Annotated in this window: 22 protein-coding genes and 2 tRNA genes; 12 read left to right on the top strand and 12 right to left on the bottom strand. The window is 60.7% G+C overall.

Translation table 11 applies throughout. From position 1 onward, the window contains the following. Nucleotides 1-109: 109 nt before the first annotated feature. The 4 genes from AB3G88_RS22690 to AB3G88_RS22675 form a co-directional block, all read right to left on the bottom strand. Entirely contained in the window at nucleotides 110-1,390 is a 1,281-nt protein-coding gene (locus AB3G88_RS22690) for a virulence factor family protein (protein WP_099585563.1), read from the bottom strand. Continuing rightward, nucleotides 1,390-4,032, bottom strand: a complete 2,643-nt coding sequence (gene mprF, locus AB3G88_RS22685; protein ID WP_099585562.1) for a bifunctional lysylphosphatidylglycerol flippase/synthetase MprF — start codon at nucleotides 4,030-4,032, stop codon at nucleotides 1,390-1,392. The genes AB3G88_RS22690 and mprF overlap by 1 nt, the downstream gene beginning before the upstream one ends. Nucleotides 4,033-4,298: 266 nt before the next feature. Beyond that, nucleotides 4,299-4,375: transfer RNA gene (locus AB3G88_RS22680), tRNA-Met, on the bottom strand. Nucleotides 4,376-4,633: 258 nt separating this feature from the next. Beyond that, nucleotides 4,634-4,710, bottom strand: a tRNA-Met gene (locus tag AB3G88_RS22675). A gap of 280 nt (nucleotides 4,711-4,990) precedes the next feature. On the opposite strand from AB3G88_RS22675, the gene dinB reads away from it, so the two are divergent. Further along, the gene (dinB, locus tag AB3G88_RS22670; protein ID WP_480451747.1) at nucleotides 4,991-6,049 is read left to right on the top strand and encodes a DNA polymerase IV; all 1,059 of its coding nucleotides are present in this window, start codon (nucleotides 4,991-4,993) and stop codon (nucleotides 6,047-6,049) included. Nucleotides 6,050-6,117: 68 nt separating this feature from the next. Here dinB and AB3G88_RS22665 read toward each other — a convergent pair whose 3' ends face one another. From AB3G88_RS22665 to AB3G88_RS22650, 4 genes are all read right to left on the bottom strand, one after another. Then, nucleotides 6,118-7,071: a hypothetical protein gene (locus AB3G88_RS22665; RefSeq protein WP_099585560.1), complete on the bottom strand. Its 954-nt coding sequence runs from the start codon at nucleotides 7,069-7,071 to the stop codon at nucleotides 6,118-6,120. A 20-nt stretch (nucleotides 7,072-7,091) separates the two neighbouring features. Beyond that, the gene (locus AB3G88_RS22660; RefSeq protein WP_480451745.1) at nucleotides 7,092-8,807 is read right to left on the bottom strand and encodes a proline--tRNA ligase; all 1,716 of its coding nucleotides are present in this window, start codon (nucleotides 8,805-8,807) and stop codon (nucleotides 7,092-7,094) included. 205 nt (nucleotides 8,808-9,012) lie between these two features. Then, nucleotides 9,013-10,545, bottom strand: coding sequence for an AmpG family muropeptide MFS transporter (locus tag AB3G88_RS22655; protein WP_099585558.1), 1,533 nt, complete (start codon nucleotides 10,543-10,545; stop codon nucleotides 9,013-9,015). Nucleotides 10,546-10,588: 43 nt separating this feature from the next. After that, entirely contained in the window at nucleotides 10,589-10,903 is a 315-nt protein-coding gene (locus AB3G88_RS22650; RefSeq protein WP_178117154.1) for an MGMT family protein, read from the bottom strand. A gap of 193 nt (nucleotides 10,904-11,096) precedes the next feature. Here AB3G88_RS22650 and AB3G88_RS22645 point away from each other — a divergent pair, with 193 nt between their 5' ends. From AB3G88_RS22645 to AB3G88_RS22600, 10 genes are all read left to right on the top strand, one after another. Further along, nucleotides 11,097-12,104, top strand: coding sequence for a DUF481 domain-containing protein (locus AB3G88_RS22645; RefSeq protein WP_099585556.1), 1,008 nt, complete (start codon nucleotides 11,097-11,099; stop codon nucleotides 12,102-12,104). A gap of 96 nt (nucleotides 12,105-12,200) precedes the next feature. Continuing rightward, nucleotides 12,201-12,932: a HugZ family pyridoxamine 5'-phosphate oxidase gene (locus AB3G88_RS22640; protein ID WP_480451743.1), complete on the top strand. Its 732-nt coding sequence runs from the start codon at nucleotides 12,201-12,203 to the stop codon at nucleotides 12,930-12,932. A gap of 66 nt (nucleotides 12,933-12,998) precedes the next feature. Then, nucleotides 12,999-13,475, top strand: coding sequence for an FxsA family protein (locus AB3G88_RS22635; RefSeq protein WP_480451741.1), 477 nt, complete (start codon nucleotides 12,999-13,001; stop codon nucleotides 13,473-13,475). A 247-nt stretch (nucleotides 13,476-13,722) separates the two neighbouring features. Further along, a complete protein-coding gene (locus AB3G88_RS22630) occupies nucleotides 13,723-14,019 on the top strand; it encodes a co-chaperone GroES (RefSeq protein WP_003175874.1) in 297 nt (98 codons plus the stop codon). A 50-nt stretch (nucleotides 14,020-14,069) separates the two neighbouring features. Then, nucleotides 14,070-15,713 (top strand): chaperonin GroEL, encoded by a 1,644-nt coding sequence (gene groL / locus AB3G88_RS22625; protein ID WP_099585553.1) that lies wholly within the window; start codon nucleotides 14,070-14,072, stop codon nucleotides 15,711-15,713. 262 nt (nucleotides 15,714-15,975) lie between these two features. Then, nucleotides 15,976-16,659, top strand: coding sequence for a two-component system response regulator ColR (gene colR / locus AB3G88_RS22620; RefSeq protein ID WP_027605482.1), 684 nt, complete (start codon nucleotides 15,976-15,978; stop codon nucleotides 16,657-16,659). After that, a complete protein-coding gene (locus AB3G88_RS22615; RefSeq protein WP_480451738.1) occupies nucleotides 16,649-17,929 on the top strand; it encodes a sensor histidine kinase in 1,281 nt (426 codons plus the stop codon). Before colR ends, AB3G88_RS22615 begins: the two co-directional genes overlap by 11 nt. A 187-nt stretch (nucleotides 17,930-18,116) precedes the next feature. Beyond that, nucleotides 18,117-18,797, top strand: coding sequence for a class I SAM-dependent methyltransferase (locus AB3G88_RS22610; RefSeq protein ID WP_099585551.1), 681 nt, complete (start codon nucleotides 18,117-18,119; stop codon nucleotides 18,795-18,797). Between the two features lie 4 nt (nucleotides 18,798-18,801). Then, entirely contained in the window at nucleotides 18,802-19,521 is a 720-nt protein-coding gene (locus AB3G88_RS22605; RefSeq protein WP_480451736.1) for a lipopolysaccharide kinase InaA family protein, read from the top strand. Then, nucleotides 19,518-19,745, top strand: a complete 228-nt coding sequence (locus AB3G88_RS22600; RefSeq protein WP_099585549.1) for a hypothetical protein — start codon at nucleotides 19,518-19,520, stop codon at nucleotides 19,743-19,745. Before AB3G88_RS22605 ends, AB3G88_RS22600 begins: the two co-directional genes overlap by 4 nt. 83 nt (nucleotides 19,746-19,828) lie before the next feature. On the opposite strand, the gene AB3G88_RS22595 is transcribed toward AB3G88_RS22600, so the two are convergent. From AB3G88_RS22595 to AB3G88_RS22585, 3 genes are read right to left on the bottom strand one after another with little or no spacing between them, the layout of a single operon-like run. After that, complete coding sequence (locus tag AB3G88_RS22595) at nucleotides 19,829-20,926, bottom strand: DUF1513 domain-containing protein (RefSeq protein WP_480454470.1); 1,098 nt, start codon at nucleotides 20,924-20,926, stop codon at nucleotides 19,829-19,831. A 2-nt stretch (nucleotides 20,927-20,928) separates the two neighbouring features. After that, the gene (locus tag AB3G88_RS22590; protein WP_112196626.1) at nucleotides 20,929-21,993 is read right to left on the bottom strand and encodes an imelysin family protein; all 1,065 of its coding nucleotides are present in this window, start codon (nucleotides 21,991-21,993) and stop codon (nucleotides 20,929-20,931) included. A gap of 31 nt (nucleotides 21,994-22,024) precedes the next feature. Continuing rightward, entirely contained in the window at nucleotides 22,025-23,416 is a 1,392-nt protein-coding gene (locus AB3G88_RS22585; protein ID WP_480454468.1) for a di-heme oxidoreductase family protein, read from the bottom strand. Between the two features lie 175 nt (nucleotides 23,417-23,591). On the opposite strand from AB3G88_RS22585, the gene AB3G88_RS22580 reads away from it, so the two are divergent. Further along, the gene (locus AB3G88_RS22580) at nucleotides 23,592-24,155 is read left to right on the top strand and encodes an NAD(P)H nitroreductase (protein ID WP_099585546.1); all 564 of its coding nucleotides are present in this window, start codon (nucleotides 23,592-23,594) and stop codon (nucleotides 24,153-24,155) included. 62 nt (nucleotides 24,156-24,217) lie between these two features. Here AB3G88_RS22580 and AB3G88_RS22575 read toward each other — a convergent pair whose 3' ends face one another. Then, nucleotides 24,218-24,973: a methyl-accepting chemotaxis protein gene (locus AB3G88_RS22575; RefSeq protein ID WP_371926541.1), complete on the bottom strand. Its 756-nt coding sequence runs from the start codon at nucleotides 24,971-24,973 to the stop codon at nucleotides 24,218-24,220. Nucleotides 24,974-24,999: the final 26 nt, after the last annotated feature.

The following is a 24,999-nucleotide window of genomic DNA, read 5'->3' as shown; positions in this document are numbered from 1 at the left end:
GGGAGGGGGCTTGCCCCCGATAGCGGTGTTTCAGTCAGCTTACCTCTAGCTGACCCACCGTCATCGGGGGCAAGCCCCCTCCCACATTTGGTTTTGAATAGGCCTGGAATTACTCGGCCTTGGCCTGATGCTTCACAATGATATCCACCAACCGCTGGGCCAGCGCCGGGTAGTTCTCGTCGAAGTGATGCCCACCGGGCAGCTTCAGCGCCTCACCTACGGCTGTCTTGTCGGTGCAGCCACTCTCGTCGACTTCTTCGGCGCCATAGATGCACACCACTTTCTCCGGCGGCAGCTTGGCCATTTCCGGGCCGGTCGCGGCTTCTTTGCCGGCGTTGCCCAGCCAACCTTCCACTTCGATCTCAAAGCTGCCGGTGCGGGCGAAGGCCAGGAGGATGATCGCGTCGACGCGCTGCTGCTCGTTTTCCGGCATGCGGTTGTAGATCGCCGGCAGCACGTCGGCGCCGAACGAATAACCGGTCAGCACGAAGCGCTTGGTGCCCCATTTCTGGCGGTAGTGCTGCATCAGCTCGGTCAGGTCTTTGGCGCTTTGTTCCGGGGTCTTGTGCTGCCAGTAGTAGCGCAGGGTGTCGATGCCGACCACCGGGTAGCCGATCTTGGCCATTTCGCCCGCGACGTCACGGTCCAGATCACGCCAGCCGCCATCACCGGAGAGGAACAGGGTTACAGTGTCCTTGGCCTGGCCCGCCGGGACTTCTACTACGGGAATCGCCAGGCCGCCGTTGTCCGAACCCACCAGTTGCTTGCGCAATTCGTTGTTCAGCACCTGCGGGTAGTGAATGTCGTAGTCGCTGATGCTGGTGGTGGCGCGCGGTGTGTCGCGTACGAAACTGGCGCTTTCGTCGTCAGGGTTATCGTTCCACGCGACCAGCCAGTTGCCGTGTGCGGCCGTTTTCGGCAGTGGGTCCTTGCAGCCTTCCTGCACCAGAGCGAAGCCGACGGAGATGGCGTTGGCGTTGTCGTCGTTCTGTGCGGCCAGCCAGCGCCAGGCCAGCGCCGCGCCAGGGCCGATGCCACTGACCAGGGTCGCCGGGCCTTTGAGCTGGCCCAGGGCGCTTTGCAGCGCTTGTTCCTGCAGCTTGCAGTCATCTTTTGGCAGGATCACCTGGACGATCTGCGCCTTGCCACCCTGGCTGAGGGTGATCAACTGGCTGTCGGTCAGGGTTTCGTCGGCCATCACCGCCACGGCGACGCGGGCTTTGGACGTGCCGGCTGGGGTGACGCGGGTCATCACCGAGCCGTCGGCCTGGGGCAGTTGCTCCAGCGTCGGCTGCGGGGCAGGGCGTTTCAAGTACCAAAAGCTGCCACCCAGGACCAGGGCCAGCAGCACTACAAAGGCCAATACATACCGCCAGGAGCGTCGAATCATCAGCGTTTCACCAATCCAGTCAAGCCGCCCGCGATCAGGGCGGCGGTATCGGCCAGTGCCACCAGCGGATCAAGTCCTGCGGGCACGGCCATGTAACGGGGTTCCCAGTCGGGCTGGAACTTGTCTTTGAAGCGGCGCAAACCTTGGAAGTTATACAGTTGCTCACCGCGCCGGAACACCATCGAACCCAGGCGCTGGGTCAGCGGCGCGCCGCGTCGCGGTTGCAGGCCGGACAACGGCACCATGCCGAGGCTGAAGCGGGCGTAGCCGTGACTCTTATAGTGTTGAATCAGGCCGACCATCATGAACTCCATGGTCAACTTGGGTGCTTCCGGATGGGCACGCATCAGGTCAAGGCTGGCCAGGTCGTGATTGTACGTCTCAAGCAGGTTGGCGAAGGCTACCGGGCGTCCTTCGAAGCGAATGATCGCAATGCGAAAGTGCTTGAGGTAGTCATCACTGAAGCGTCCCAGGGAAAAGCCCTTTTCGCGCACATTCTTACCCGTCAGCCAGGCGTCCGAGATGACTTTTAATTCATCCATCGGCGCCGTACCCGGTTCATGGATCTCCAGGGACAAGCCGTCCCGGGTGCCACGGTTCCAGGTGTAGCGCAGGTCCTTCATCTCTTTGCCCTTGGCTTCCAGGTCAAAGCGTTTCAGGTCGACGCGGGCTTCTTCGCCCAGCTTGATGGCGGTGAGGCCGATGTCCATGTAATACGGCAGGTTCTCCGCCCGCACCTGATAGAACACTGGGCGCGCATGGTGGATATCGCACAGGTCGCGGAACTGCCAGATCATCTCGGCCCGTTGTTGTGTCGGCCCGATCGGGTCGTACAAGGCCACCAGGCTGCGGCCGCGACGGGCATACATCAGGAAGGCTTCGTCGTTGGGGTGGAACAGCAGCGCCTTGTCACCGGTCAGCGCCAGGCCGCCGTCGGGCTGGGACGAGGCCATCAGGATCCTGGAAGCACGCTCCAGCTCATCCGGGGTCGGCAGGTGAATCACCGGGCGTGCGGTGCGCAGCAGCCAGGTCAGCGACACGATCACCAGCAGCACGGCGGCCCCCAGCAATGAGCGCAGGCCGCGTGGGGCGTTGGCGTCGAGGGTGAACTGCCACCACAGTTGATGGCTGTACGGCACATCTTGATAGGCAAACAGCAGCAGCCAGATCGAGGCGCCCAGCACGCAGACGCTGGCCACCAGGTACAGCGGCGAAAACGGCAGTTCGGTCAGGCGGCTGGCGCGGTAGAACGAGCGGCGGAAGATCGCCAGCAGTATCGCGGTCATGGTCATCAGGCTGGCTTCTTCCCAGTCGAAACCCTTGAGCAGCGAAAGCAGGGCGCCCACCAGCAGCAGCACCATGGTCAGCATCCAGGCCGCCGACAGACGTCGACGCAGGCCCTGGGCGAGCAACAGGCACAGCACGCCGATCAGACTGGCACCAAAGTGCGAGGCGTCAATCAGGCGGTGGGGAATCAGGAAGCCGATGTTTTCCAGGCGTGAGTCGATCTCTGGCGTGGCGCCGGAAAACAGCAGGACCACGCCGGACAAAAAAACCAGTACGGCCAACACCGGTGCCGCCAGGCCTGAGGCGACGCGCAGGCTCTGCTGGGTCTGGAACAGCCGCTGCGCTTCGTTGATCAGCAGGAACACGCACGCGATCAGCAGTGGCAGCACCACGTAGATCATGCGATACAGCAGCAGCGCGGCGGCCAGTGGCGCTGCGCCAAGCTTGTCTGCAAACGCGGCGAGCAGGATCGCTTCGAACACCCCTACACCGCCCGGCACGTGGCTGAGCACACCGGCGGCGAGCGCCAGCAGGTACACCAGCAGGAACGGGCCGAAGGGCGGCGCTTCCGGCAGCAGCAGATAAAGGACGGTCGCGGCAGCGGCGACATCCAGTGCAGTGATCACCAGTTGCAGGAACGTCAGGCGCCGGCCAGGCAGGCGCAGGGTGCGACGGCCGACCTTGACCAGCAGGTTGTCGGGGTAAGGTTGCTCCGGCAAGCGGCGGCGATAGATACCGATGCACAGCGCGGCCGACAACAGCAGCACGGCACCGGCAATCGCGCCGAGCAAACCTTGCGACAGGTGCAAGTAGGTCGACGCCGCCGGCAGGTTGCTCAGCGTCGCGAGTGCGGCCAGTGGCGGCAGGGCACAACCCAGGGCCAGGCTGGCGAACACGGTCATATGGGCGACTTCCGAAGCCCCGATGCCATGGCGTGCATATAAACGGTAACGCACCGAACCGCCGGAGAGCATCGACAGGCCAATCGCGTTGCCAATGGCAAAGGCGGTGAAGCCACCATGGGCCAGGGTCTTGGCAGGCAACTTCACTCCGGCGTAGCGCGCCCCGGAAAACTCATAACCCAGCAGAATGATGAATCCTGCAACGGCAGCGGCAAAGGCTCCAAGCAGGGCGGGTTTGGGCACTTCCAGGATCGAGTCGTGGAGGGCGTAGAGATCCAGTTCCAGCAGCAAGTGGCGGCAGGCGATCAGGGCGATGCCGAACAGCAACAGAGTGACCGCCAGCCCGATGGGTTGCCGGTATTTGCTCAACAGATCCAGCCAACGTAAACGGGTGGGAGTGATCGGATGTTCTGCTGTGACGGTGTCTTGTGGTTCAGACGAGTTGGCGCGCATCAATCACCTCGTGGATTGTGCGCGACAGGATGGGGGTATCCAGCCAAGTTACCAATCCCTATGGACAAAATAATCACAAATATTAACGCGGATCACCGAGTGCGGCGACAGCGGCCATTGGTCGTAGAGGAGTAAGCATAGCGTGTGATGAGATGGACTCCACAAACCGTGTACGGTTTCATGAAAGATGCCATGCCATTGTTTCAGAAGAACTTTTTCGTCAGATACAAAAAAGGCCACTCTTTCGAGTAGCCTTTTTTGATGTTTGGTTGCGGGAGCCGGATTTGAACCGACGACCTTCGGGTTATGAGCCCGACGAGCTACCAGACTGCTCCATCCCGCGTCTGTGGGCGGCATTCTACAGCCAAGCGGCGAGGTGTCAACCGTTAATCAACCGATGAGTCAAATAAGTGTGAATTAACTGCCCAGGCAACCTAAGTTCACGATTGAAAACGCTTTTTGGTCGGCGGGCTTGCTGTGGTGAGCGGGCTTGCCCCGCGCCGGGCTGCGAAGCAGCCCATAGTGAAGTTCACGCGATCCCCGATTGAAAAACAGCCACGCACAAAAAAGGCCACTCTTTCGAGTAGCCTTTTTTGATGTTTGGTTGCGGGAGCCGGATTTGAACCGACGACCTTCGGGTTATGAGCCCGACGAGCTACCAGACTGCTCCATCCCGCGTCTGTGTGTCGGCATTCTACAGAGGATCGCGAGTGTGTCAACCCGCGATTCGAAGAAAAGCGCTTGCTGTTCAATCGGTTAGCTCTCCATATGGGCGTATATGGGCTGCGCGGGCCAGTCGGGCCAAGGGTTTTGGCTCTATCGGGATGCTGATTTCGATTGAGAAAATAAATTCATCTGTGAAATTTCCTACCGCTCAGGCGGAAGATTCAAACTACTGGTGCTATATACAGGGGTGAGTGCGATACTGCCCGCCCGTTGGATTTCACCCCTTCTATATATGACGCAGCGCAAAATCATCCACGTCGACTGTGATTGCTTCTACGCCGCCATCGAGATGCGCGATAACCCGAGCCTGGCGCAAAAACCGCTGGCGGTGGGCGGCTCGGCGGACCGACGGGGCGTGATCGCTACGTGCAATTACGAGGCGCGGGCGTATGGCGTGCGTTCGGCCATGTCGTCGCGCCATGCGTTGAAGCTCTGCCCGGACCTGACCATCGTCAAGCCGCGTATGGATGCCTATAAGGAAGCGTTGAAGGAAATCCAGACGATCTTTCGCGACTACACCGACCTGATCGAGCCATTGTCCTTGGATGAGGCCTATCTGGACGTGTCCGACAGCCCACATTTTGGCGGCAGCGCCACGCGCATCGCCCAGGATATTCGCCGCCGCGTGTCCAACCAGTTGCATATCACCGTGTCGGCAGGCGTGGCGCCGAACAAATTCCTGGCCAAGATCGCCAGCGACTGGAAAAAGCCCAACGGCCTGTTCGTGATTACGCCGGACCAGGTCGAAGATTTTGTCTCTCAGTTGCGCGTCAGCAAGTTGCACGGCGTGGGCAAGGTCACGGCCGACAAGCTGGCACGTTTGGGTATTGAAGACTGCCTGCAACTGCGCGAGTGGAACAAGCTGGCGCTGGTGCGCGAATTCGGCAGTTTTGGTGAACGGCTTTGGAACCTGGCCCGTGGGATTGACGAGCGCATTGTGCAGAACGACAACCGTCGGCAATCGATCAGTGTGGAAAATACCTACGATGTGGACCTGCCGGATCTCTCAAGCTGCCTGGAAAAACTCCCTGAGCTGCTGGAAACCCTGGCGGGGCGCATGGCGCGCATCGACAGCAGTTACCGTGCGGGCAAGCCATTCGTTAAGGTGAAGTTTCATGACTTTACCCAAACGACCTTGGAGCAGGCCGGGGCGGGGAGGGATCTGGAGAGTTATCAACAGCTGATGACCCAGGCGTTTAATCGCGGAGGGAAACCGGTGCGGTTGCTGGGAATTGGGGTGCGGTTGCTGGATTTGAGCAATGGCAATGAACAGCTGGAGTTCTCCTGGTAGAAACCGGGAGCAAAATGTGGGAGGGGGCAAGCCCGCTCCCACATTTGGATCTTCACATGGCCTAAGGCTTAGCGTGCGCCGGGATCTGCCACCAGCCGCCCTGCATCCTTGGTCAACGCCTGCAGAAATTCCTGCTGCAACTCCGGATCATTGCGGGTCAGTTCGATCAGGCTTTGTTCCAGTTCACTGGCTTCTTCTTCCAGGCCCAGCTCCGACAGGCGCTTGACCCGGTGCACCCACTGGCTGACTTCGTCATCTTCCAGGTCGTCGTAGATCAGGCCGTGGGCTTCCAGCAGCTTGCCACGCAAGGTGCTGCTGATGGCCAGGGTCGAGTCCGAATGCACGTCGTCCTGGCCATCTTCCACGCTGATCTTCAAGGTCGTGACGCGGTTCAGGTCTTGCTCGGCAAACGGGCTGTCCAACAGGTTCAGGCGCAGCACGCCGTTGCGGTCGGTGGTCAGCTCGTGGATCTTTTTGCCGGCAGTCACCTGTACCGGTCGTTCGCTCCAGGGCAAGCTCGAATACTCCACACGTTTATCACGCTGGACTTCATCGATACCCGCCAGGTTCTGTTGCGCGCGGCCGTGGGATTGCACGTTCATGAACGGGTTGAGGCCGTCCACGCCGTAGCTCAGCCAGTCGTGGGTCATGCTGGTCGGCAAGTTGCCGAGGGCGAAGATATTCGCCACGTTGGCACCCGCGCCCGCCACCAAAGCCACCGCACCCAGGGGCAGCTCATAGAGTTTGCGCCAGGGCTGGTAGGGCGTGTAGCGGTCGTAACGACGGGTGACTTCGAACTCGGTGACCTCGAAGGTCTTCTGCTCGTGAATGCGAACCCGGCGTTGCGGCAGCTCCAGCACTTTAGGCTCGCCTACATCGATCTGCAGGCTGTGGTCGAGCAACTTACGCTCGACCCGCTCCTCGTGCTCACTGCGTTGTGACATCTGGTTGGCGCAGCCGCTGACCAGCAGGGCGCCGCACAAGGCGGCGCCCCCCAGGGCTCTGGTGTTTCGCTTGAACATGACTTCTCTTGATCTGGTTTTCAGCGACGAATACGCGCCTGAAGGAAAGACAGCACGTCAGCCACCGGCAACGGTTGGGCTTCGGCTTCGGTCCGGCTCTTGTATTCCAGATTGCCATCGGCCAGGCCGCGGTCACTGACCACGATCCGGTGCGGGATGCCAATCAGCTCCATGTCGGCGAACTTGATGCCCGGGCTGGTTTTCTTGTCCCGGTCATCGAGCAACACTTCAAAACCGGCGGCCGTCAGTTCGGCATACAGTTTGTCGGTGGCTTCGCGTACTTGCTCGGTTTCATAACGCAGCGGTACCAGGGCGATCTGGAACGGCGCCAGGGTGTCGCTCCAGATGATGCCTTTCTCGTCGTTGTTCTGCTCGATGGCAGCTGCAACCACGCGGGATACGCCGATGCCGTAGCAGCCCATGTCCAGAGTGATCGGCTTGCCGTTCTCGCCCAGCACTTCGCACTTCATCGCCTTGCTGTACTTGTTACCCAGCTGGAAGATGTGCCCGACTTCGATGCCGCGCTTGATTTCCAGGGTACCCTTGCCATCCGGGCTCGGGTCCCCTGCAACCACGTTGCGCAGGTCGGCCACGGTCGGAACCGGCAGGTCACGTTCCCAGTTCACGCCGAAGTAGTGCTTGTCGTCGATGTTCGCGCCGATGCCGAAGTCGCTCATCAGCTCGACCGAACGGTCGATGATGATCGGCAGCGGCAGGTTCAACGGGCCGAGGGAGCCGGCGCTGGCGCCAATGGCGTTGCGCAGTTCGTCATCGGTGGCCATGACCAGCGGGCTGGCTACGCCAGGTTGCTGGGCAGCCTTGATTTCGTTGAGTTCGTGGTCGCCACGGATCACCAGGGCGATCAGCTTGCCTTCTTCCTCGGCGCGCACGATCAGGGTCTTGATGGTCTTTTCAATCGGCAGATTGAATTTTTCCACCAGGGCCGCGATGGTCTTGGTCTCTGGCGTGTCCACCAGGCGCAGCTCTTCAGCCGGTGCTGCACGCGAGGTTTCACGTGGCACGGCTTCGGCTTTCTCGATGTTCGCCGCGTAGTCGGAACCGTTGCTGAACGCGATATCGTCTTCGCCAGACTCAGCCAGTACGTGGAACTCGTGGGAACCAGCACCGCCGATGGAGCCGTTGTCCGCTTCAACCGCGCGGAACTTCAGGCCCAGGCGCGTGAACACGTTGCAGTAGGCCTGGTGCATGCGGTCGTAGGTGGCCTGCAGCGATGCCTGGTCAGCGTGGAACGAATAGGCGTCCTTCATGATGAATTCGCGGCCGCGCATCAAACCGAAGCGTGGGCGGATTTCATCACGGAATTTGGTCTGGATCTGATACAGGTTCAGCGGCAGCTGCTTGTAGCTGCTCAGCTCGTTGCGCATCAGGTCGGTGATCACTTCTTCGTGGGTCGGGCCGGCGCAGAAGTCGCGGCCGTGACGGTCCTTGAAGCGCAGCAACTCAGGGCCGTACTCTTCCCAGCGCCCGGATTCCTGCCACAGCTCAGCCGGTTGGGTGCTCGGCATCAACACTTCGAGAGAGCCGGCGGCGTTCATTTCTTCACGAACGATGGCTTCGACCTTGCGCATCACCTTCAAGCCCATGGGCAGCCAGGTGTACAGGCCGGAGGCCAGTTTGCGGATCATGCCGGCGCGCAGCATCAGCTGATGGCTGATCACAACCGCGTCGGAAGGCGTTTCTTTCTGTGTGGCGAGCAAATATTGACTGGTACGCATGGTAGGCCGTTGTCGGTTGCTTGGACTTGAAATGACTTGGGATTGTACGGGCGCAAACTGCTGGAGTACAGGCATCAGAATGCAGAGGGGTGTGCAGGCTAATGTGGGAGGGGGCTTGCCCCCGATTGCGGTGTGTCAGCTATGTATAAGCTGACTGACACTCTGCCATCGGTGGCAAACCCCCTCGCACATTGTCCGGCTGGTGTCAGTCTTCCTGCGGGGGATTCAACCGAATCCGCCGATTTTCCTGATACCAGTGCAGCGCAATCAACAGCAGCGTCGGCACGCCCAGCATGCAGGTGATCAGGAAGAAGTTGTGGTACCCGAACTTCTCAACCATCACCCCCGAATACCCACCGATCAGGCGCGGCAGCAGCAGCATGATCGAACTGAGCAGCGCATATTGGGTGGCGGAAAACTTGAGGTTGGTCAGGCTCGACAGATAGGCCACAAACGCCGACGTGGCAAGGCCGGAGCTGAAGTTATCCAGGGAGATGGTGAAGATCAGCATCTGCAGGTCCGGGCCCATGTCGGCGAGCATCACGAACAGCAGGTTGGTACCGGCCGACGCCACGCCGCCGATGAACAGGATCGGCAGGATGCCGAAGCGCACAATCAGCAGGCCGCCCATGCCGGCGCCGAGCAGGGTCATGATCAGGCCGAAGATCTTGCTGACCCCGGCGATCTGGTCCTTGGTGAAGCCCTGGTCGATATAGAACACGTTGGCCATCACGCCCATCACCGTGTCGGACATGCGATAGGTGGCAATCAGTCCGAGCAACAGCAATGCCTGCCAGCGGTAGCGCAGGATAAAGTCGTTGACCGGCGTGAGCACGGGCGCCAGGCCGCGACGGCCCATGGTCGAGAGGCACAGGGCGGTGAGGGTGATATAGAGAATGGCGCGCAGGAATGCGCGGTCTTCCATCAGCAGGTCCCACACGCTGGTGTCGTGGAACAGCACGCTAGCGAAGTCGGTGTTGTACAGCTGGGTAAACATGGCGGGTACGGACACCAGCAGCACGATCAGCACAAACACCGACATCAGTTGATGCATGAAGCTGTAGCGCCCGGCCTGCAACTGGGTGCGCAGTGGCACATTCGGTTCGCGCATGAACAGGGTGGTCAGCAGCGCGGGGACCATCAGCACGCCGAACAGCACATAGGTGCCAGTCCACGCCGAGTGTTTATAGTTGAAACCGGTGGAGCCGAAGCCTTCGGCAAAGAACAGCGCGCCCGCCGTGGCGAGCAGGGCGGCGATGCGGTAGCCGGACATATAGCTGGCGGCCAGTGCGGCCTGGCGGCTATCGTCGGCGATTTCCAGGCGATAGGCGTCGACCGCGATGTCCTGGGTGGCGGACGCGAAGGCAACGACGACGGCAATCGCGATCAGCCAGGACAAGTGTTTCTGCGGGTCGCAGAAACCCATGCCAATCAATCCGAGGATCACCAGCGATTGGGCCAATACCAACCAGGAACGACGTCGTCCAAGTTTGCCGAGCAGCGGCAGGCGCCATTGGTCGAGCAGCGGCGACCAGACCCACTTGAAGGCGTACGCCAGGCCGATCAGGCTCGCGTAGCCAATGGTCTCGCGGGCCACACCGGCCTCGCGCAACCACACCGAAAGCGTCGAGAACACCAACATGTAAGGCAGGCCGGCGGCAAAGCCGAGCAACAACAGGACTAACGTCGAGGGGCTGGCATAGGCGGCGAGCGCGGCGCGCCAGGTTTTACGGGGCATGGGCTGGAGTCTGCCTCAGGTTCGCGGAAACAAAGCGCGCACTCTAACCGCTGTGCTCTACCGGGCGCCAGCCATGGCGCTGAATATCCACGCGATTATTGCGGACAGTCACGCCCTCATCGCGCAAACGCGCGCGCTGCTCGTCGCCCGAGACGCTGCCCACCGGCAGACTTATCCGACCACCGGCACCCAGCACGCGGTGCCAGGGCAATGTGGTGCCTTCGGGAAGCTGGCTCAAGGTGCGTCCCACCCAGCGGGCGGCGCGTCCCAAGCCCGCCAGTTGCGCCAGCTCGCCGTAGCTCACCACGCAGCCGGCGGGGACTTGCGCCAAGGTCAGGTACAGCGCGGTGCGGCGCATCTCGGCGGGGCTTTGCGGGGTGTCGGCAGAGAGGTTCACTGAGCAGCTATCCGTTGAAATCGTCTGTCTATCTGTAAGAAACGTCTGTAAACATGGCGATGAGAATTGAACTCAACACAAAACCTTGAGTCAGTCCTAGCTATCTAACACGATAACCGCCCCTTTTCGCCAACCCTGAGCTCCTTATCCGCTTATGTTGTCCAGAACCCTGCTGTGCCTCGCTGTCCTCAGTGCCTCCACGCCCTTGCTTGCCGATACGGTCTGGTTGAAAAACGGTGACCGCCTGACCGGCAAAATCAAGGTCTTCGACGGTGGCAAATTACTGATCCAGACTGACTATGCCGGCGCCATCCCGGTGGACTGGAAGCAGGTCAAGACCCTGGAAAGCGACCAGGAATTGCTGGTCAAGCAGGACGCCTACACCGGCGAAAAGGCGAAATCCCTGAAGGCCGCAGACGATGGCAAAGTGGTGTTGGCCAATGGCGAGGCGCCGAAGACCGTTGACCTGGCCAGCATCCAGCAGATCATCAAGCCAAAGCCGGTGATCGAAGACCTGGTGTGGAAGGGTAATGTCGACCTGGCGCTGGACTACAAGCGTGCCGAAAACGACACCAACGACTACGACATCGACTTCAAGACCACGGCGCGTCATGGCCAATGGCGTCACACCGGCCAGGGCGAATACAACCGCGAGTTTCAGGACGATGTCACCACCACGGACAACTGGGCCCTGGAATACGACCTGGACCGATTCCTCACCGAACACTGGTTCTGGCAGGGGCGCCTGACCTACAAGCGCGACAAGGTTGAAGACCTCGCGCGCCAACGCACAGTCGGTACCGGCCCGGGCTATCAGTTCTGGGATGATGAGCTGGGCGCGTTCTCCCTTGGCTCGCTGGTCAACCGCACCGACTATGAATACGCCACGGGCGGCAAGGACAATTTCTACTCGGTGGCCATGAAGTGGAATTACAACCGCTATCTGGTGGGCAAGACAGTCGAGTTCTTTACCACCGGTGAATTGGGCCGTCCTATCGACGGGCCTGTGGATTATTCCCTGGATGCCGAGATGGGCCTGCGCTACAAGGTCACCGAATGGGCCTCCCTCAATCTCAAGGCCGAGCGCGACGTCATCAGTGGCGATTCGGAAAGCAGCTTGAGCAAGACCCGCTACACCGCAGGCTTCGGCGTGGCCTGGTAACACAGAGCCGCTGGCAACCTGCGCGTATATTGATTACCTTGTGTTGAGATCCATTCCCATATGCTGTGGGCGGCGGAATACCCGAGGAGTCATACGTTGAGCGCGCACGTTGCCAAGAACGCCCGAGAGCTGTTGCTCAAGGAATACCGTGGGGCTCTCGCCACACAATCCAAAGCCATGCCAGGATTCCCCTTCGGCTCGGTCGTGCCGTACTGCCTGGACGAGCAGGGCCGCCCGCTGATCCTGATCAGCCGTATTGCCCAGCACACCCACAACCTGCAAAAAGACCCGAAGTGCTCGCTGCTGGTCGGCGAACGCGAGGCCGATGATGTGCAGGCAGTGGGGCGCCTGACCTATCTGGCCGAAGCCGAGAAGCTGGAGGAGGGCGCCGCCATCGAAGCCGCCGCCGAACGCTATTACCGCTACTTCCCCGATTCCGCCAACTACCACAAGGCCCATGACTTTGACTTCTGGGTGCTCAAGCCGGTGCGCCACCGTTACATCGGCGGCTTTGGCGCGATTCACTGGGTCGATCAGTTGAACCTGGCCAATCCATTCGCGGGCAAGGCCGAGCGCAGCATGATCGATCACATGAACAGCGATCACACCCAGGCTATCACCCATTACGTTCAGCTTGCCGGCCTGCCGACTTCCGAGCCCGCGCAACTGGCCGGCATCGACAGCGAAGGCATGCACCTGCGCATCGGCCAATCCTTGCACTGGCTGCCGTTTGCCGAGTCTTGCAACACGCCGACACAAGTGCGCGAAGCCTTGGTTTCACTGGCTCACGCCGACGTCTGGCCGAAAAAAGCCGCGGCTGACGCTTGAATTCACATAATGGCGACGTCATCTAAGGTGGACTGGCAAGGCATTCTTGCGTTGAGGAACCTTTTGATGCGCCCTTTTTTATTGCTCTTTCTGCTGTTCCCGGTGTTGGAGCTGTTCGTATTCGTTCAAGTCAGCAGTGCGATCGGTTTTTTCCCGGCCCTGTTGCTGATCATTCTTGGCTCGATGCTCGGCGTCCTGGTGCTGCGCGTCGCCGGCCTGGCCACGGCACTGCGTGCCCGTGAAAGCCTGAACCGCGGCGAACTGCCGGCCCAGACCATGCTTGAAGGCCTGATGATGGCCCTGGCCGGTGGCCTGTTGATCCTGCCGGGTTTCGTCAGCGATGTGCTCGGGCTGTTCCTGCTCTTGCCGTTCACCCGCAAGCTGCTGGCCGGCAAGATGCGTCAGCGCGCCGAAGAGGCGGCGATCCGCCAGCGTGCGTTTGCCGACGACCTGCAACCCCGTGGCGGCCCGGCTCCGCGCCAGCCGTTGGGGCGTGAAGGTGATGTGATCGAAGTTGAGTTCGAACACCGCGACAGCAAATAACCGCTTGATTGGCACGGCACCCTGGGGTGCCGTGTTGCTTTTATCGCTCGGCAGCTGCAAAAAAATTCCGCCGAGCGCCCTTGTAATAAGCTTACGCGCCCTTATGTAACGGTCACCGCAAGGTTTCTGGTGGCAACACCAGACAGACTTCCGCGTCTTGCCTGGCGAGGCGCGACCGGCACCGCCGGATAACAACCTGCCGGTACTGACACCGGCCGATGAAAAACACAATTAGGAGAGATCGACAATGAGCAAGCTTCGTCCTCTGCACGACCGCGTCGTAATCCGTCGCAGCGAAGAAGAAAAGAAAACCGCTGGCGGTATCGTTCTGCCAGGTTCGGCTGCTGAAAAAGCCAACCACGGTGTGATCGTCGCTGCAGGCCCAGGCAAGACTCTGGAAAACGGTGATGTGCGTGCGCTGGCCGTTAAAGTCGGTGACAAGGTTGTATTCGGCCCTTACTCCGGCAGCAACACTGTGAAAGTTGATGGCGAAGACCTGCTGGTTATGGCTGAGAACGAGATTCTCGCTGTTCTGGAAGACTGATTTCCCCGCTCATTTTCCCGTTACTACAAAGTATTTAAGGAATATCGATCATGGCTGCTAAAGAAGTTAAATTCGGCGATTCCGCCCGTAAAAAAATGCTCACCGGTGTCAACATCCTGGCTGACGCAGTAAAAGCGACCCTGGGCCCTAAAGGCCGTAACGTGATCATCGAGAAGAGCTTCGGCGCTCCGACCATCACCAAGGACGGCGTTTCCGTAGCAAAAGAAATCGAACTGGAAGACCGTTTCGAAAACATGGGCGCGCAGCTGGTCAAAGACGTTGCCTCCCGTGCCAACGATGACGCAGGCGACGGCACCACCACCGCTACCGTCCTGGCTCAGTCGATCGTCAACGAAGGCCTGAAAGCCGTCGCTGCCGGCATGAACCCGATGGACCTCAAGCGCGGCATCGACAAGGCGACCATCGCTGTTGTTGCCGAGCTGAAAAACCTGTCCAAGCCATGCGCTGACACCAAGGCTATCGCTCAGGTAGGCACCATCTCCGCCAACTCCGACAGCTCCATCGGCGACATCATTGCCGAAGCCATGGAAAAAGTCGGTAAAGAAGGCGTGATCACCGTTGAAGAAGGCACTGGCCTGGAAAACGAACTGTCGGTTGTAGAAGGCATGCAGTTCGACCGTGGCTACCTGTCCCCGTACTTCGTCAACAAGCCAGAAACCATGGTTGCCGAGCTGGAAAGCCCGCTGATCCTGCTGGTCGACAAAAAGATCTCCAACATCCGCGAAATGCTGCCAGTGCTGGAAGCCGTTGCCAAAGCCGGCCGCCCACTGCTGATCGTTTCCGAAGACGTTGAAGGCGAAGCCCTGGCGACGCTGGTTGTGAACAACATGCGTGGCATCGTCAAGGTTGCAGCCGTCAAGGCTCCAGGCTTCGGCGACCGTCGCAAGGCCATGCTGCAGGACATCGCTGTCCTGACCGGCGGTACCGTTATCTCCGAAGAGATCGGCCTGAGCCTGGAAAGCGCCACCCTGGAAAACCTGGGTAGCGCCAAGCGCGTGACCATCTCCAAGGAAAACACCATCATCGTTGACGGTGCTGGCGTTGACGGCGACATCCAGTCGCGCATCACTCAGATCCGCGCCCAGGTTGCCGAGACTTCCTCGGACTACGACCGTGAAAAACTGCAAGAGCGTCTGGCCAAGCTGTCCGGCGGCGTAGCAGTGATCAAGGTTGGCGCTGGTTCCGAAGTTGAAATGAAAGAGAAAAAAGCCCGCGTTGAAGACGCCCTGCACGCAACCCGTGCAGCCGTTGAAGAAGGCGTGGTACCTGGCGGTGGCGTCGCGCTGATCCGTGCTCTGGAAGCCCTGGTTGACCTGAAAGGCGACAACGCTGACCAGAACGTCGGTATCGCTGTTCTGCGTCGCGCCGTTGAATCCCCACTGCGCCAGATTGCTTCCAACAGCGGCGACGAGCCAAGTGTTGTGGTCAACGAAGTGAAGAACGGCAAAGGTAACTACGGTTACAACGCTGCAACCAGCGAATACGGCGACATGGTCGAAATGGGCATCCTGGATCCAACCAAGGTGACTCGTTCGGCCCTGCAGGCAGCCGCTTCGATTGCTGGTCTGTTGCTGACCACCGAAGTTGCGATTGCTGACAAGCCGAAGGCTGAAGGCGCTGGCGGCGGTATGCCAGACATGGGCGGCATGGGTGGCATGGGCGGCATGATGTAAGCCAGCCTTACCCGGCTAACCTAAAAGCCCCGCCTGCAGTGATGCAGGCGGGGCTTTTTTTGCCTGTTTTTTGCCAGGCGTGGCGACGACATCCTGACAGCCTTCGTGTGGGTGCCGGGTGAAGCGATAGTGAAAAACTCGTGAAGCCCTCCAGTTGGTTGAAAAAACTTATAGAGTGGTCGCACCGCCCTAGCCGTAGGCCACACTTGGCCTTAAGCTGCGCGAGCCAACACGGCCGTTACCGCGTACGGAGACACTGCCCATGCGAATTTTATTGGTTGAAGACAACCGCGATATTCTGGCCAACCTGGCTGATTACCTGGGGCTGAAGGGCTACACCGTTGACTGTGCGCAGGACGGCTTGTCGGGCCTGCACCTGGCGGCCACCGAGCACTACGACCTGATTGTGCTCGACATCATGCTGCCCGGTATCGATGGCTACACCCTCTGCAAACGCCTGCGCGAAGACGCACGCCGCGATACGCCGGTGATCATGCTCACCGCTCGCGACCAACTTGATGACCGGCTGCAGGGCTTCAAGTCCGGCGCCGATGACTACCTGCTCAAACCGTTTGCCCTGTCGGAGCTGGCCGCGCGCATCGAAGCGGTGCTGCGCCGTGCCCAAGGCGGCGGACGCCGTGCCCTGCAAGTGGCCGACCTGAATTATGACCTCGACACACTGGAGGTCACCCGTGAAGGGCGTCTGCTCAAGCTCAACCCGGTCGGCCTCAAGCTGCTGGCGGTACTGATGCAGAAGAGCCCGCACGTGCTGCGTCGGGAAGTGCTCGAAGAAGCGTTGTGGGGCGATGACTGCCCGGACAGCGACAGCCTGCGCAGCCACGTCCACCAATTGCGCCAAGTGATCGATAAACCCTTTGCCAAGCCGTTGCTGCAAACGGTGCACGGCGTCGGCTATCGCCTGGCCGAGGGTCGTGATGGAGTTTAAGCAAAGCCTTGCCCAGCGGATCATCATTGCCTTTGCCCTGATGAGCGCGTTAGTGGCGGGGGCCTTCGCCATGGGCATCGTCGCCACCGTGCATCTGGTGGAAGAGAAGCTGATTTCGGCGGGTTTGGGTGGTGACCTGCAGCGGCTGCTGTTGATGGACAGCGTCGAGGACTGGAACCACCGGCCGGAGCCGGACCAGTTGTTCTACTTCAGCGGTGGTCCGGGTGATTTCGAGTTGCCCAAGGACCTGCGGCACCTGGAGCCGGGCTTTCATGAGGTGTTTCGCGAGTCGCTGTCCTACCACGCCATGGTCGAAGTGATCGACGGCCGTCGCTATGTGCTGCTGCAAGACCAAAGCGATTTCGAAGAGCGCGAGCGCGTGCTGTTCGCCGTGGTGCTGGTGGGCTTTGTGCTCAGCCTGGCGCTGGCAGTGTTCCTCGGTTGGGTGCTGGCGCGCAAAGTGATGGCACCGGTGGTGCGCCTGGCGCGCCAAGTGCGGCATCGCGACCAGTTGCTGGGCCTGGCGCCGCCCCTGGCGCCGGACTATGCCGCCGATGAAGTCGGTGAGCTGGCCGTGGCCTTCGATGCCACCCTGGGGCGCCTGCGCCAGGCGCTGTCCCGTGAGCAAATGTTTACCAGCGACGTAAGCCACGAATTGCGCACGCCCTTGATGGTGCTGGCCAGCTCCTGTGAACTGCTGTTGGAAAACCCAGCCATCGACCAGCGCGGGCGTAACCAGGTGCTGCGTATTGCTCGGGCCTGTGAAGAAATGCGTGAACTGGTGCAGACCTTCCTGATGCTGGCCCGTGCCCAGCATAACGAGGCGGCCATGTCGCCTCAGGTCACCCTGACACAAGTGGCGGACGATTTGCTCGGCATCTGGCGTGAGCAAATCGAGCGCAAGGGCCTGGAGCTGATCTACCAGCCGGGCAACCCGCTGGACACGCGTTACAACACCACCTTCCTGCATGCGGTGATGGGCAACCTGTTGCGCAATGCCTTGCACTACACCGAGCACGGTTTTATCCGGCTCACACTTGAACCCAATGGTTTTGTGGTGGAGGACTCGGGGGTCGGCATTCCCGAAGACAAGCGCGAAGCGATGTTCGAGCCGTTCGTGCGCGGCAGCGAAAAGCGCGGTGAAGGCCTGGGGTTGGGTTTGTCACTGGTCCAGCGTATCTGCGAGAACCAGGGCTGGAGCGTCAGCCTCAGCACCATGGAGCCCAATGGCTGTCGCTTTCATGTCGAGTTGAGTCAGGTCAAGGCCTGACCGCTCACCCTGCCGCTATCCTGCCAGACATTCCCGTCATTCGGCGAAGATGGCCCCATGCTACTGAATGTGTCTGTAAAGTCTTGAAATGTATGGGATTGGACAGGACAAGTTTTTCACACACGGTTGACCTGTTGATCACAGTTCGCTGCCTAAGGTGGTAGGCATCAGTCACTGGAGACCTGTGATGTCTGACCCCATCAAGCTCGAATTTTCCGAAAAGTACGACGACGAACACGCCCACGAATATTTGCTCAAGCATCAGGACAATCTGGCCCGCCGGTTGTCCCACAAACGCGACGAGCAATTGGCCCGTGGCGCGCTGGCGATGGCGGGTGAGCCTGGCCTGGTGCTGGACTTGCCCTGTGGGGCGGGGCGCTTCTGGCCGTTGCTGGCGGAAAAACCCAACCGTGTGATTATCGGTGCGGACAATTCGGCATCGATGTTGAAGGTTGCAACCGTCGCCCAACCTGCGGATGTGGTGAAACGGGTACGACCCTTGCAGACATCTGCCTTTGATATCGATTTGCCGGATAACTCGGTCGACAGCATTTTCTGTATGCGCTTGTTGCACCACATTGGTGATCCGGCGCACCGACTGGCGATATTGCGGGAGTTTCAGCGTGTTACCCGCGACAGCGTGATCATTTCGCTGTGGGTCGATGGCAATTTCAAAGCCTGGAAACGCAAGCGCCTCGAAGATCAGCGGCGCAAGAAGGGTGAGCAGGAAGGTTACCAAAACAGATTTGTGTTACCGGCTGCTACTGTTGAAGCAGAGTTTGAGCAAGCCGGTTTCCGTGTCCAGGAGTCCCTGGACTTCATACCGCTGTACGCCATGTGGCGTGTGTATGTATTGCGCAAGAGGTAACAGGATGGCAGTTGAGTGCGTAGCAGGCAGTCACGTAACTCCCGAAGAAAGGTTTGACTATTTCTGGCGCCAACAAGGCGAATGGGTTGAAGAACCCAATCGTCGGCGCGGCGGTGAAAGCGGTGTGCAGCGGGTGATGAGCGCCAATGGGCGCCTGCTCTATAGCAAGCGCCAGACCGGCCATATCTACCGCAGTTGGCTGCATCCGTTTGGGCGCCCCACCGTGCTGCGCGAGCGTGATGCCCTCAAGGGCCTGCGCCTGCTCGATGTGCGGGTACCGGAACTGGTGTTCTGCGAGGCCCGCCGTGATGCCGAGCATCATTGGCAGGCGTTGCTGGTCACGGCGTCTCTCGACGGTTTCGACGAAATTGAAAACTGGTACTGGGTCGGTGGCCGTGAACGCTACGGCGAGCGGGTTCACGAGCGCGTACTCAAGGAATTGGCCGGCACCCTGGCGCGCATGCACAAGGGGCGTTGGCAGCATGGTTGCCTGTACATCAAGCATATCTTTGTACGTGTGACGGGCGAGGGCGACTCGGCCAACGTGGAAGTGGCACTGCTGGACTTTGAGAAGTGCCGTCAGCGAATGACCGCTCATCAGGCGGCATCCCATGACATGCGGCAACTGCGCCGCCATTCGTCGTGGAACGATAGCGACTGGGCAAAACTCAGCTACTTTTACGAGACGGCGTTTGGCAGCGCTATCAAGGGTTTAACCAAATGAAGCTAGAAATAGCACGAGGTGTGTTCCTGGTGGGGGCGTTAGGCGTTGCAGCGTTGGCCCTGGCCGCATGGGAGCAGCCTCGCACACAGGTACTCAGTGCGACGCAGGGCGGGGCGCAATGCCTGTTGCCGCGTGTCGCCAAGGCGAGTACGGCAGCCAAGCCTGATCATGAGTTGCTCCTGTTCATGTTCGGCATGTCTCAAGGGATGAGGCCGCAGAGTTGAAGCGATTGAAACCACCGGGAAAGGGCCTTGCGATGCGAGGCCCTTTTTTTTGCGAATGAATTCCAGCGGGGCGCGGCCTTCAGTCAGATCAGATGCAGGTGGTTATCCCAAAGCCCCGCCGGCAATTCCAACGGTTTCGCGACCAACTGCTTCTGGCGGCAATCGTAGAAACGGCAACGGCCCTGGCCCGATGTGACGACAAACCCATCCGCCACCGCACCGACGCCGGCGCAATCGGGCAACGGCCCGTCCAGGCGCAGTTCGCCGCTGTCCATGTCCCAGATAAAGAAGCGATTGCCACGCGGCGCCGTCAATGCCACCAGGCGCAACTCGCTGTGCACCGCGACGCTGGCGGTGTAATGCCCCATGGCCTGCAACTGCTCATCCGCCACCGGGAACGCCACGAACGGCTGACCCGGCCGCTTGATCGCCAGCAACTCGGAACGCTCCTGTGACGGCCCCATGAACTGTTGCCCGGTAAGGATGGTGCCATCGCTGGCGATGCCCATATGGCGCACGCTGTTCATCTGCTGGGCCAGGGTTTCCTTGCTGATCAGCGTGCCGTCGCGCTGCATCAACACCAGGCTTGGCTCCATGGCGTTGAGGTTCATTTCCACTCGGCTTTCGGCTTCGGTACGAATGCCGCCGTTGGCCACGATCAGCGTTTCGCCATCGGGCATCCACGACACCTGGTGCGGGCCGATACCGTGGGTAGAAATCTCGCCGCTGTGCACCAGCCGCTCGTCTTCGAACTTATACACACCGAGCAAACCTCGGCCGGGATCGGACGTGTCGTTCTCGGTGGCGTACAGCCAGTCGCCGCTCTTGTGGATCACCGCATGGCCGTAGAAGTGGCGATTGGCGTTCGAGGTGATGGTTTGCAGCAACGCGCCATCACGCAGGTCGATCAGGTAACTCTCGGTGCCCGGACGACGGGCGACGAACAGCGCAATCGGCAGCGTCGGGTGGTTGATGATGTCGTGGCAGCGTTGGCCGACCTGGGTGGCAAACACTGGCTTGCCGTCCAGGTGATAACCCACGGCGTAGTGCTTGCCGTCTGCATCATCGCGCGCCGACAGCAGCAGCGGGCCCTTGTCTTTTTGCTTGAACAGCGTCCAGCCACCCAGCGTGAGTGCGCTGAGCAGCACGCTGCCAACCGCCAAAGCCTGTCGCCTGAGCATCATCAGTCACCGTCGTTGGCGTTAAAGCCCAGTTGAATGCCCAGCGCCTTGGCCAGTTCGCCTTCGTGCAGACGGTGGACGACGTTGAGGCTGTCGTAGATGTCGTTGAGTTGCTGGCGCCCGGCGTCATCGTTCAACAGTTCGTTGAGGGTGCGCTGGTTGCTGGCGAACAGTTTCAGGGACGCGGCGTAGGCGGCGTCGATCTTGTCGGCCAATGGCTTTTGATCCGACGGCAACAGGCCACGCAGGCCTTTGTTGTCGACGCCGACCCATACGGTCTGGGCGGCGGCGAGGCTGGCCTCCAGGCTTTGCAGGGACGACTGGCTGCGCCACGCATCAGCCTGGAACGGCTGCGGGATGCCCTTGGTCTGGCGACCCATGGGCGTGCCGAGTTTCTTCTTCAGGCTGTCCAGTGCGGTCACTTGGACACGCAGCAGATCGGCGATGGCTTCGTGGGAATCAGCGTAGCGCTGGTTCGGAAACTTGGTCATCTGCGCGAGCATGCCGTCGGTGCTGTTCCAACTGGCCAGGATCTCTTCGGCCAGGACTTTCTGGCGGTCGCCGATGGCCACCAACAGAGGGCAATAACGGGCTTTGTTCGCGTCGTCGGCGAGGTCGGTCTTGGCGTCGTAGAGGATGTATTCGTAGGCCGACAGGCCTTGCACCACCACGCTGGACTTGGCCAGTGCGGCGCCGTCGATCTGCGGCTGGCTGGTGACCAGTTGCTCGACCTGGCGACCGACCAGGTTTTTCTTGTCCGGCCAGAACTGCACTTGCCAGGCACGGTTGCCCTCGGCCAGCGGGCCGATCAGCAGCGGCTGCAACTCGGCCCAGGCTTTTTGCGCGTGGAGGAAGTCGGCGCGGGCGGTGTCCAGGCTCTCCTTGCCCTGGCAGTAGGCAAGGGCGCTGACGGCCAACTGACGGTCGGCTTCAACCCAGCGGCTGTAGGTCGGCAGGATCACTTGTTTGGCGATCGCCGCCGAGGTCACGGCTTGCGGGTCTTGTGGCGAGCAGGCGCCCAGAGCAAGGGCGGCCAGGCTGGTGAACAACAACTTGGGACGGAACATGTCGAGCTCCCTTCGGTAAGTGGGGCGAAGCTTATAAAGAATTCAGGAACGCCAGCAACGCAGCGCGCTGTTCGGCATTAAATGACAACACATGCTGCTGCGCCGCTTGGGCTTCACCGCCGTGCCAGAGCACGGCTTCGAGCAGGTTGCGGGCGCGGCCGTCATGCAGGAACTGGGTATGGCCACTCACGGTTTGCGTCAGGCCGATGCCCCACAATGGCGGCGTGCGCCAGTCGCGGCCGCCGGCCTTGAATTCGCTGCGGTTGTCGGCCAGGCCATCGCCCATGTCGTGCAGCAGCAAATCGCTGTAGGGGCGGATCACTTGGTTGGCCAACTCAGGTTCGGCGGCATTCGCGGCGGTGGTGAACGTCGGCTTATGGCAACCCTGGCAACCGGCCTGGTAGAACAGGTTTTTCCCGGCCAGCACCTGCGGTTCCTTGACGTTGCGACGCACGGGCACGGCAAGGTTGCGGGTGTAGAACAGCACCAGGCGCAGGATGTTATCGCTGACTTCCGGCTCGCCATCGGCGCCATTGCCGTTGGGCGCCTGTTTGCAGGCCACTTGGGCGTCGGTGCAGTCATCGAAGGGTCTCAGGGACGTGGTGAGGCCCATATCACCAGAAAACGCGTGAACATTTTGTTGATTGAGGTTGGGTTGTCCGGCTTTCCAGCCAAAACGCCCGAGGACGGTTTTTTGCCGGGCGTCATCCCAGACCTGATTGGCCCGGCCAACGATGGCTTCTTTATCGGCGGTTTTCGGATCGGTGTTGCGCAGGATATCCGCGTCGCTGATCGCTTCGAGCAGGCCCAGGCCGATCATCGGCGGGGCGATGCGCGCCGAGACGCGGGTGTCTGGGTGCATTGGGCCGTAGCCGAGCTGGGTGATCTGCAGGTTTGGCTTGCGCAACTCGACGACGGTGCCGTCCTTGAACGTGACGTTGACCGGCGTGTAGTCGACCCGCACCTTGCCTTCCGGTGCCACGCCCGGCACGGCCATGTCTTGCAGTTGCCCGCCGTAGACGGGCTCGGGCACGACGCCCGCCTGCTCGATGAGCTTGGCGTAGATCGGCTCATCGGGAATCGACAGGCGCACCAGCATCGACACCGCATTGGCCGCATCGGGCAGCGGCGGGTGGCCACGGCCGTCCTTGATATGGCAGTTCTGGCAGGCGTTGGTGTTGAACAGCGGGCCGAGACCATCGCGGGCGGTGGTGGTGGACGGCGCGATCACCCAGGGGTTGCGAAAGAAGCTGTTGCCGACGCTGAAGTCCAGGCGGCGCGTCGGCGACAGGTTGGCCGACGGCAGGGAAAATGCGTTCTGGTCGCGCTTGTTCACCGTCGTCGCGCCGCCGGCCCGCGATTCACCCGGCTCGGCCTTGGTGAATCTGGGGGCGTCATCGCACGCAGTCAGGCCCAGGGCCATGCATGCTACAGACAGACGAAGAAGCGAACGGAACATCAGGTTTCCTGAACGAAGGCGAAAAACAGGGTCACAAAGTTTAACAGGGCCGGGGGGAATGAATAAGAGCAATTATCGTTTGGTGGTAGCCGATTCATTCCCGCTAGAATGGCCACACATTTTTTTCTGGAGGTGGCCAATGCAGGCTCTCGACGCTTTGCTCAACCGTGTTTCCGTGCCGCGTTTGCTGGAGCCGGCACCGACCCAGGAGCAGCGCGACGTGCTGTTCGCCGCTGCCATGCGTGCGCCCGACCATGGTCAACTGCGTCCTTGGCGTTTCCTCACCGTAGAAGGCGCCGCCCGTGAGCAGATGGGTACGCTGCTGGCCGAGGCCGCACGCCTGCAAGACGCCGACGCCCCGCAAGCCGCCATCGACAAGGCCCAGAACGGCCCGTTGCGCGCCCCGCTGGTGGTGGTGGTGATAGCCCGTTTGCAGGAGCACTTCAAGGTGCCCAAGTCCGAGCAACTGCTGGCGGCGGCGTGTGCGGCCCATGGCATATTGCTGGCGGCGTATGCACAGGGGATTGGTGCGGTGTGGCGTACGGGAGAATTGTCGTACTCGGCCCATGTGGCCAAAGGTTTGGGGCTGACGGCGGATGAGGAGGTGATTGGCTTCCTTTACCTGGGCACCCCGCAGAACCCGCCGCGTACGGCAGCTAAAGAAGACCTGACGCAGTTTGTCAGTACCTGGACCGGTCTTTAAGACACAGGTGATCCAAATGTGGGAGAGGGCTTGCCCCTCCCACGTTTGATCTGTGGTGTTTCTTAAACCTTGAACTGATCCATGAGTTTCATCTGTTGGCTGGCCAACGCATTCAGTTGACTACTGATAGCCGCCGATTCGGTAGCCTGGCCGGTCAGGGTTTCGGTCACCGTGCGAATCGCCGAGACATTGCGGTTGACCTCTTCGGCCACCGCGCTCTGTTGTTCGGCGGCGCTGGCGATTTGCAGGTTCATGTCGCTGATCACCGTCACCGCATCGCTGATCTTGCCCAACGCCTGCACGGCGTGATGGATCTGCCCGGCATTGCTCTGGGCCTGGCTTTGGCTTGAGTGCATGGTCGCGACCACGCCACGGGTGCCGCTCTGGATGCGCTCGATCACCAGGCGGATTTCCTCCACGGAGTCCTGGGTGCGTTTGGCCAGGTTGCGCACTTCATCGGCCACCACTGCAAACCCACGGCCGGTTTCGCCGGCGCGGGCCGCTTCAATCGCCGCGTTGAGCGCCAGCAGGTTGGTCTGCTCGGCGATGCTGCGGATCACTTCCAGCACCGAACCGATCTGCTCGCTGTTGACCGCCAGGGCTTCGACTTCGCCCACTGCCTTGCTGACCTCTTCGGCGAGGGTGGTGATATCCCGCGTACTCTTTTCAATGATCTGCATGCCTTCACGTGCCGACTGATCGGCGCCGCGTGCCGCGCTGGCGGCATTGGAGGCGCTGTTGGCCACGTCGTGGGCGGTGGCGCTCATTTCGTTGGACGCCGTGGCCACTTGGTCGATTTCACGGAACTGCACCTGCATGCCTTCGCTGGTCTGACGGGCGATGG

It is taken from the genome of Pseudomonas arvensis, from assembly GCF_056688935.1.
Note: the sequence above shows the minus strand (reverse complement) of the source record. Positions and strands in the feature narration are given on the sequence as shown.

What these genes read in the sequence shown, in the direction of transcription:
- AB3G88_RS22600 (WP_099585549.1), top strand. Translation starts at nt 19,518, where the DNA reads ATGAAGCTAGAAATAGCACGAGGTGTGTTCCTGGTGGGGGCGTTAGGC.
- AB3G88_RS22630 (WP_003175874.1), top strand. Translation starts at nt 13,723, where the DNA reads ATGAGCAAGCTTCGTCCTCTGCACGACCGCGTCGTAATCCGTCGCAGC.
- colR (WP_027605482.1), top strand. Translation starts at nt 15,976, where the DNA reads ATGCGAATTTTATTGGTTGAAGACAACCGCGATATTCTGGCCAACCTG.
- AB3G88_RS22615 (WP_480451738.1), top strand. Translation starts at nt 16,649, where the DNA reads ATGGAGTTTAAGCAAAGCCTTGCCCAGCGGATCATCATTGCCTTTGCC.
- AB3G88_RS22575 (WP_371926541.1), bottom strand. Translation starts at nt 24,973, where the DNA reads ATGCAGGTGCAGTTCCGTGAAATCGACCAAGTGGCCACGGCGTCCAAC.
- AB3G88_RS22605 (WP_480451736.1), top strand. Translation starts at nt 18,802, where the DNA reads ATGGCAGTTGAGTGCGTAGCAGGCAGTCACGTAACTCCCGAAGAAAGG.
- dinB (WP_480451747.1), top strand. Translation starts at nt 4,991, where the DNA reads ATGACGCAGCGCAAAATCATCCACGTCGACTGTGATTGCTTCTACGCC.
- mprF (WP_099585562.1), bottom strand. Translation starts at nt 4,032, where the DNA reads ATGCGCGCCAACTCGTCTGAACCACAAGACACCGTCACAGCAGAACAT.
- AB3G88_RS22690 (WP_099585563.1), bottom strand. Translation starts at nt 1,390, where the DNA reads ATGATTCGACGCTCCTGGCGGTATGTATTGGCCTTTGTAGTGCTGCTG.
- AB3G88_RS22610 (WP_099585551.1), top strand. Translation starts at nt 18,117, where the DNA reads ATGTCTGACCCCATCAAGCTCGAATTTTCCGAAAAGTACGACGACGAA.
- AB3G88_RS22590 (WP_112196626.1), bottom strand. Translation starts at nt 21,993, where the DNA reads ATGTTCCGTCCCAAGTTGTTGTTCACCAGCCTGGCCGCCCTTGCTCTG.
- AB3G88_RS22595 (WP_480454470.1), bottom strand. Translation starts at nt 20,926, where the DNA reads ATGCTCAGGCGACAGGCTTTGGCGGTTGGCAGCGTGCTGCTCAGCGCA.
- AB3G88_RS22650 (WP_178117154.1), bottom strand. Translation starts at nt 10,903, where the DNA reads ATGCGCCGCACCGCGCTGTACCTGACCTTGGCGCAAGTCCCCGCCGGC.
- AB3G88_RS22665 (WP_099585560.1), bottom strand. Translation starts at nt 7,071, where the DNA reads ATGTTCAAGCGAAACACCAGAGCCCTGGGGGGCGCCGCCTTGTGCGGC.
- AB3G88_RS22660 (WP_480451745.1), bottom strand. Translation starts at nt 8,807, where the DNA reads ATGCGTACCAGTCAATATTTGCTCGCCACACAGAAAGAAACGCCTTCC.
- AB3G88_RS22585 (WP_480454468.1), bottom strand. Translation starts at nt 23,416, where the DNA reads ATGGCCCTGGGCCTGACTGCGTGCGATGACGCCCCCAGATTCACCAAG.
- AB3G88_RS22645 (WP_099585556.1), top strand. Translation starts at nt 11,097, where the DNA reads ATGTTGTCCAGAACCCTGCTGTGCCTCGCTGTCCTCAGTGCCTCCACG.
- AB3G88_RS22635 (WP_480451741.1), top strand. Translation starts at nt 12,999, where the DNA reads ATGCGCCCTTTTTTATTGCTCTTTCTGCTGTTCCCGGTGTTGGAGCTG.
- groL (WP_099585553.1), top strand. Translation starts at nt 14,070, where the DNA reads ATGGCTGCTAAAGAAGTTAAATTCGGCGATTCCGCCCGTAAAAAAATG.
- AB3G88_RS22580 (WP_099585546.1), top strand. Translation starts at nt 23,592, where the DNA reads ATGCAGGCTCTCGACGCTTTGCTCAACCGTGTTTCCGTGCCGCGTTTG.
- AB3G88_RS22655 (WP_099585558.1), bottom strand. Translation starts at nt 10,545, where the DNA reads ATGCCCCGTAAAACCTGGCGCGCCGCGCTCGCCGCCTATGCCAGCCCC.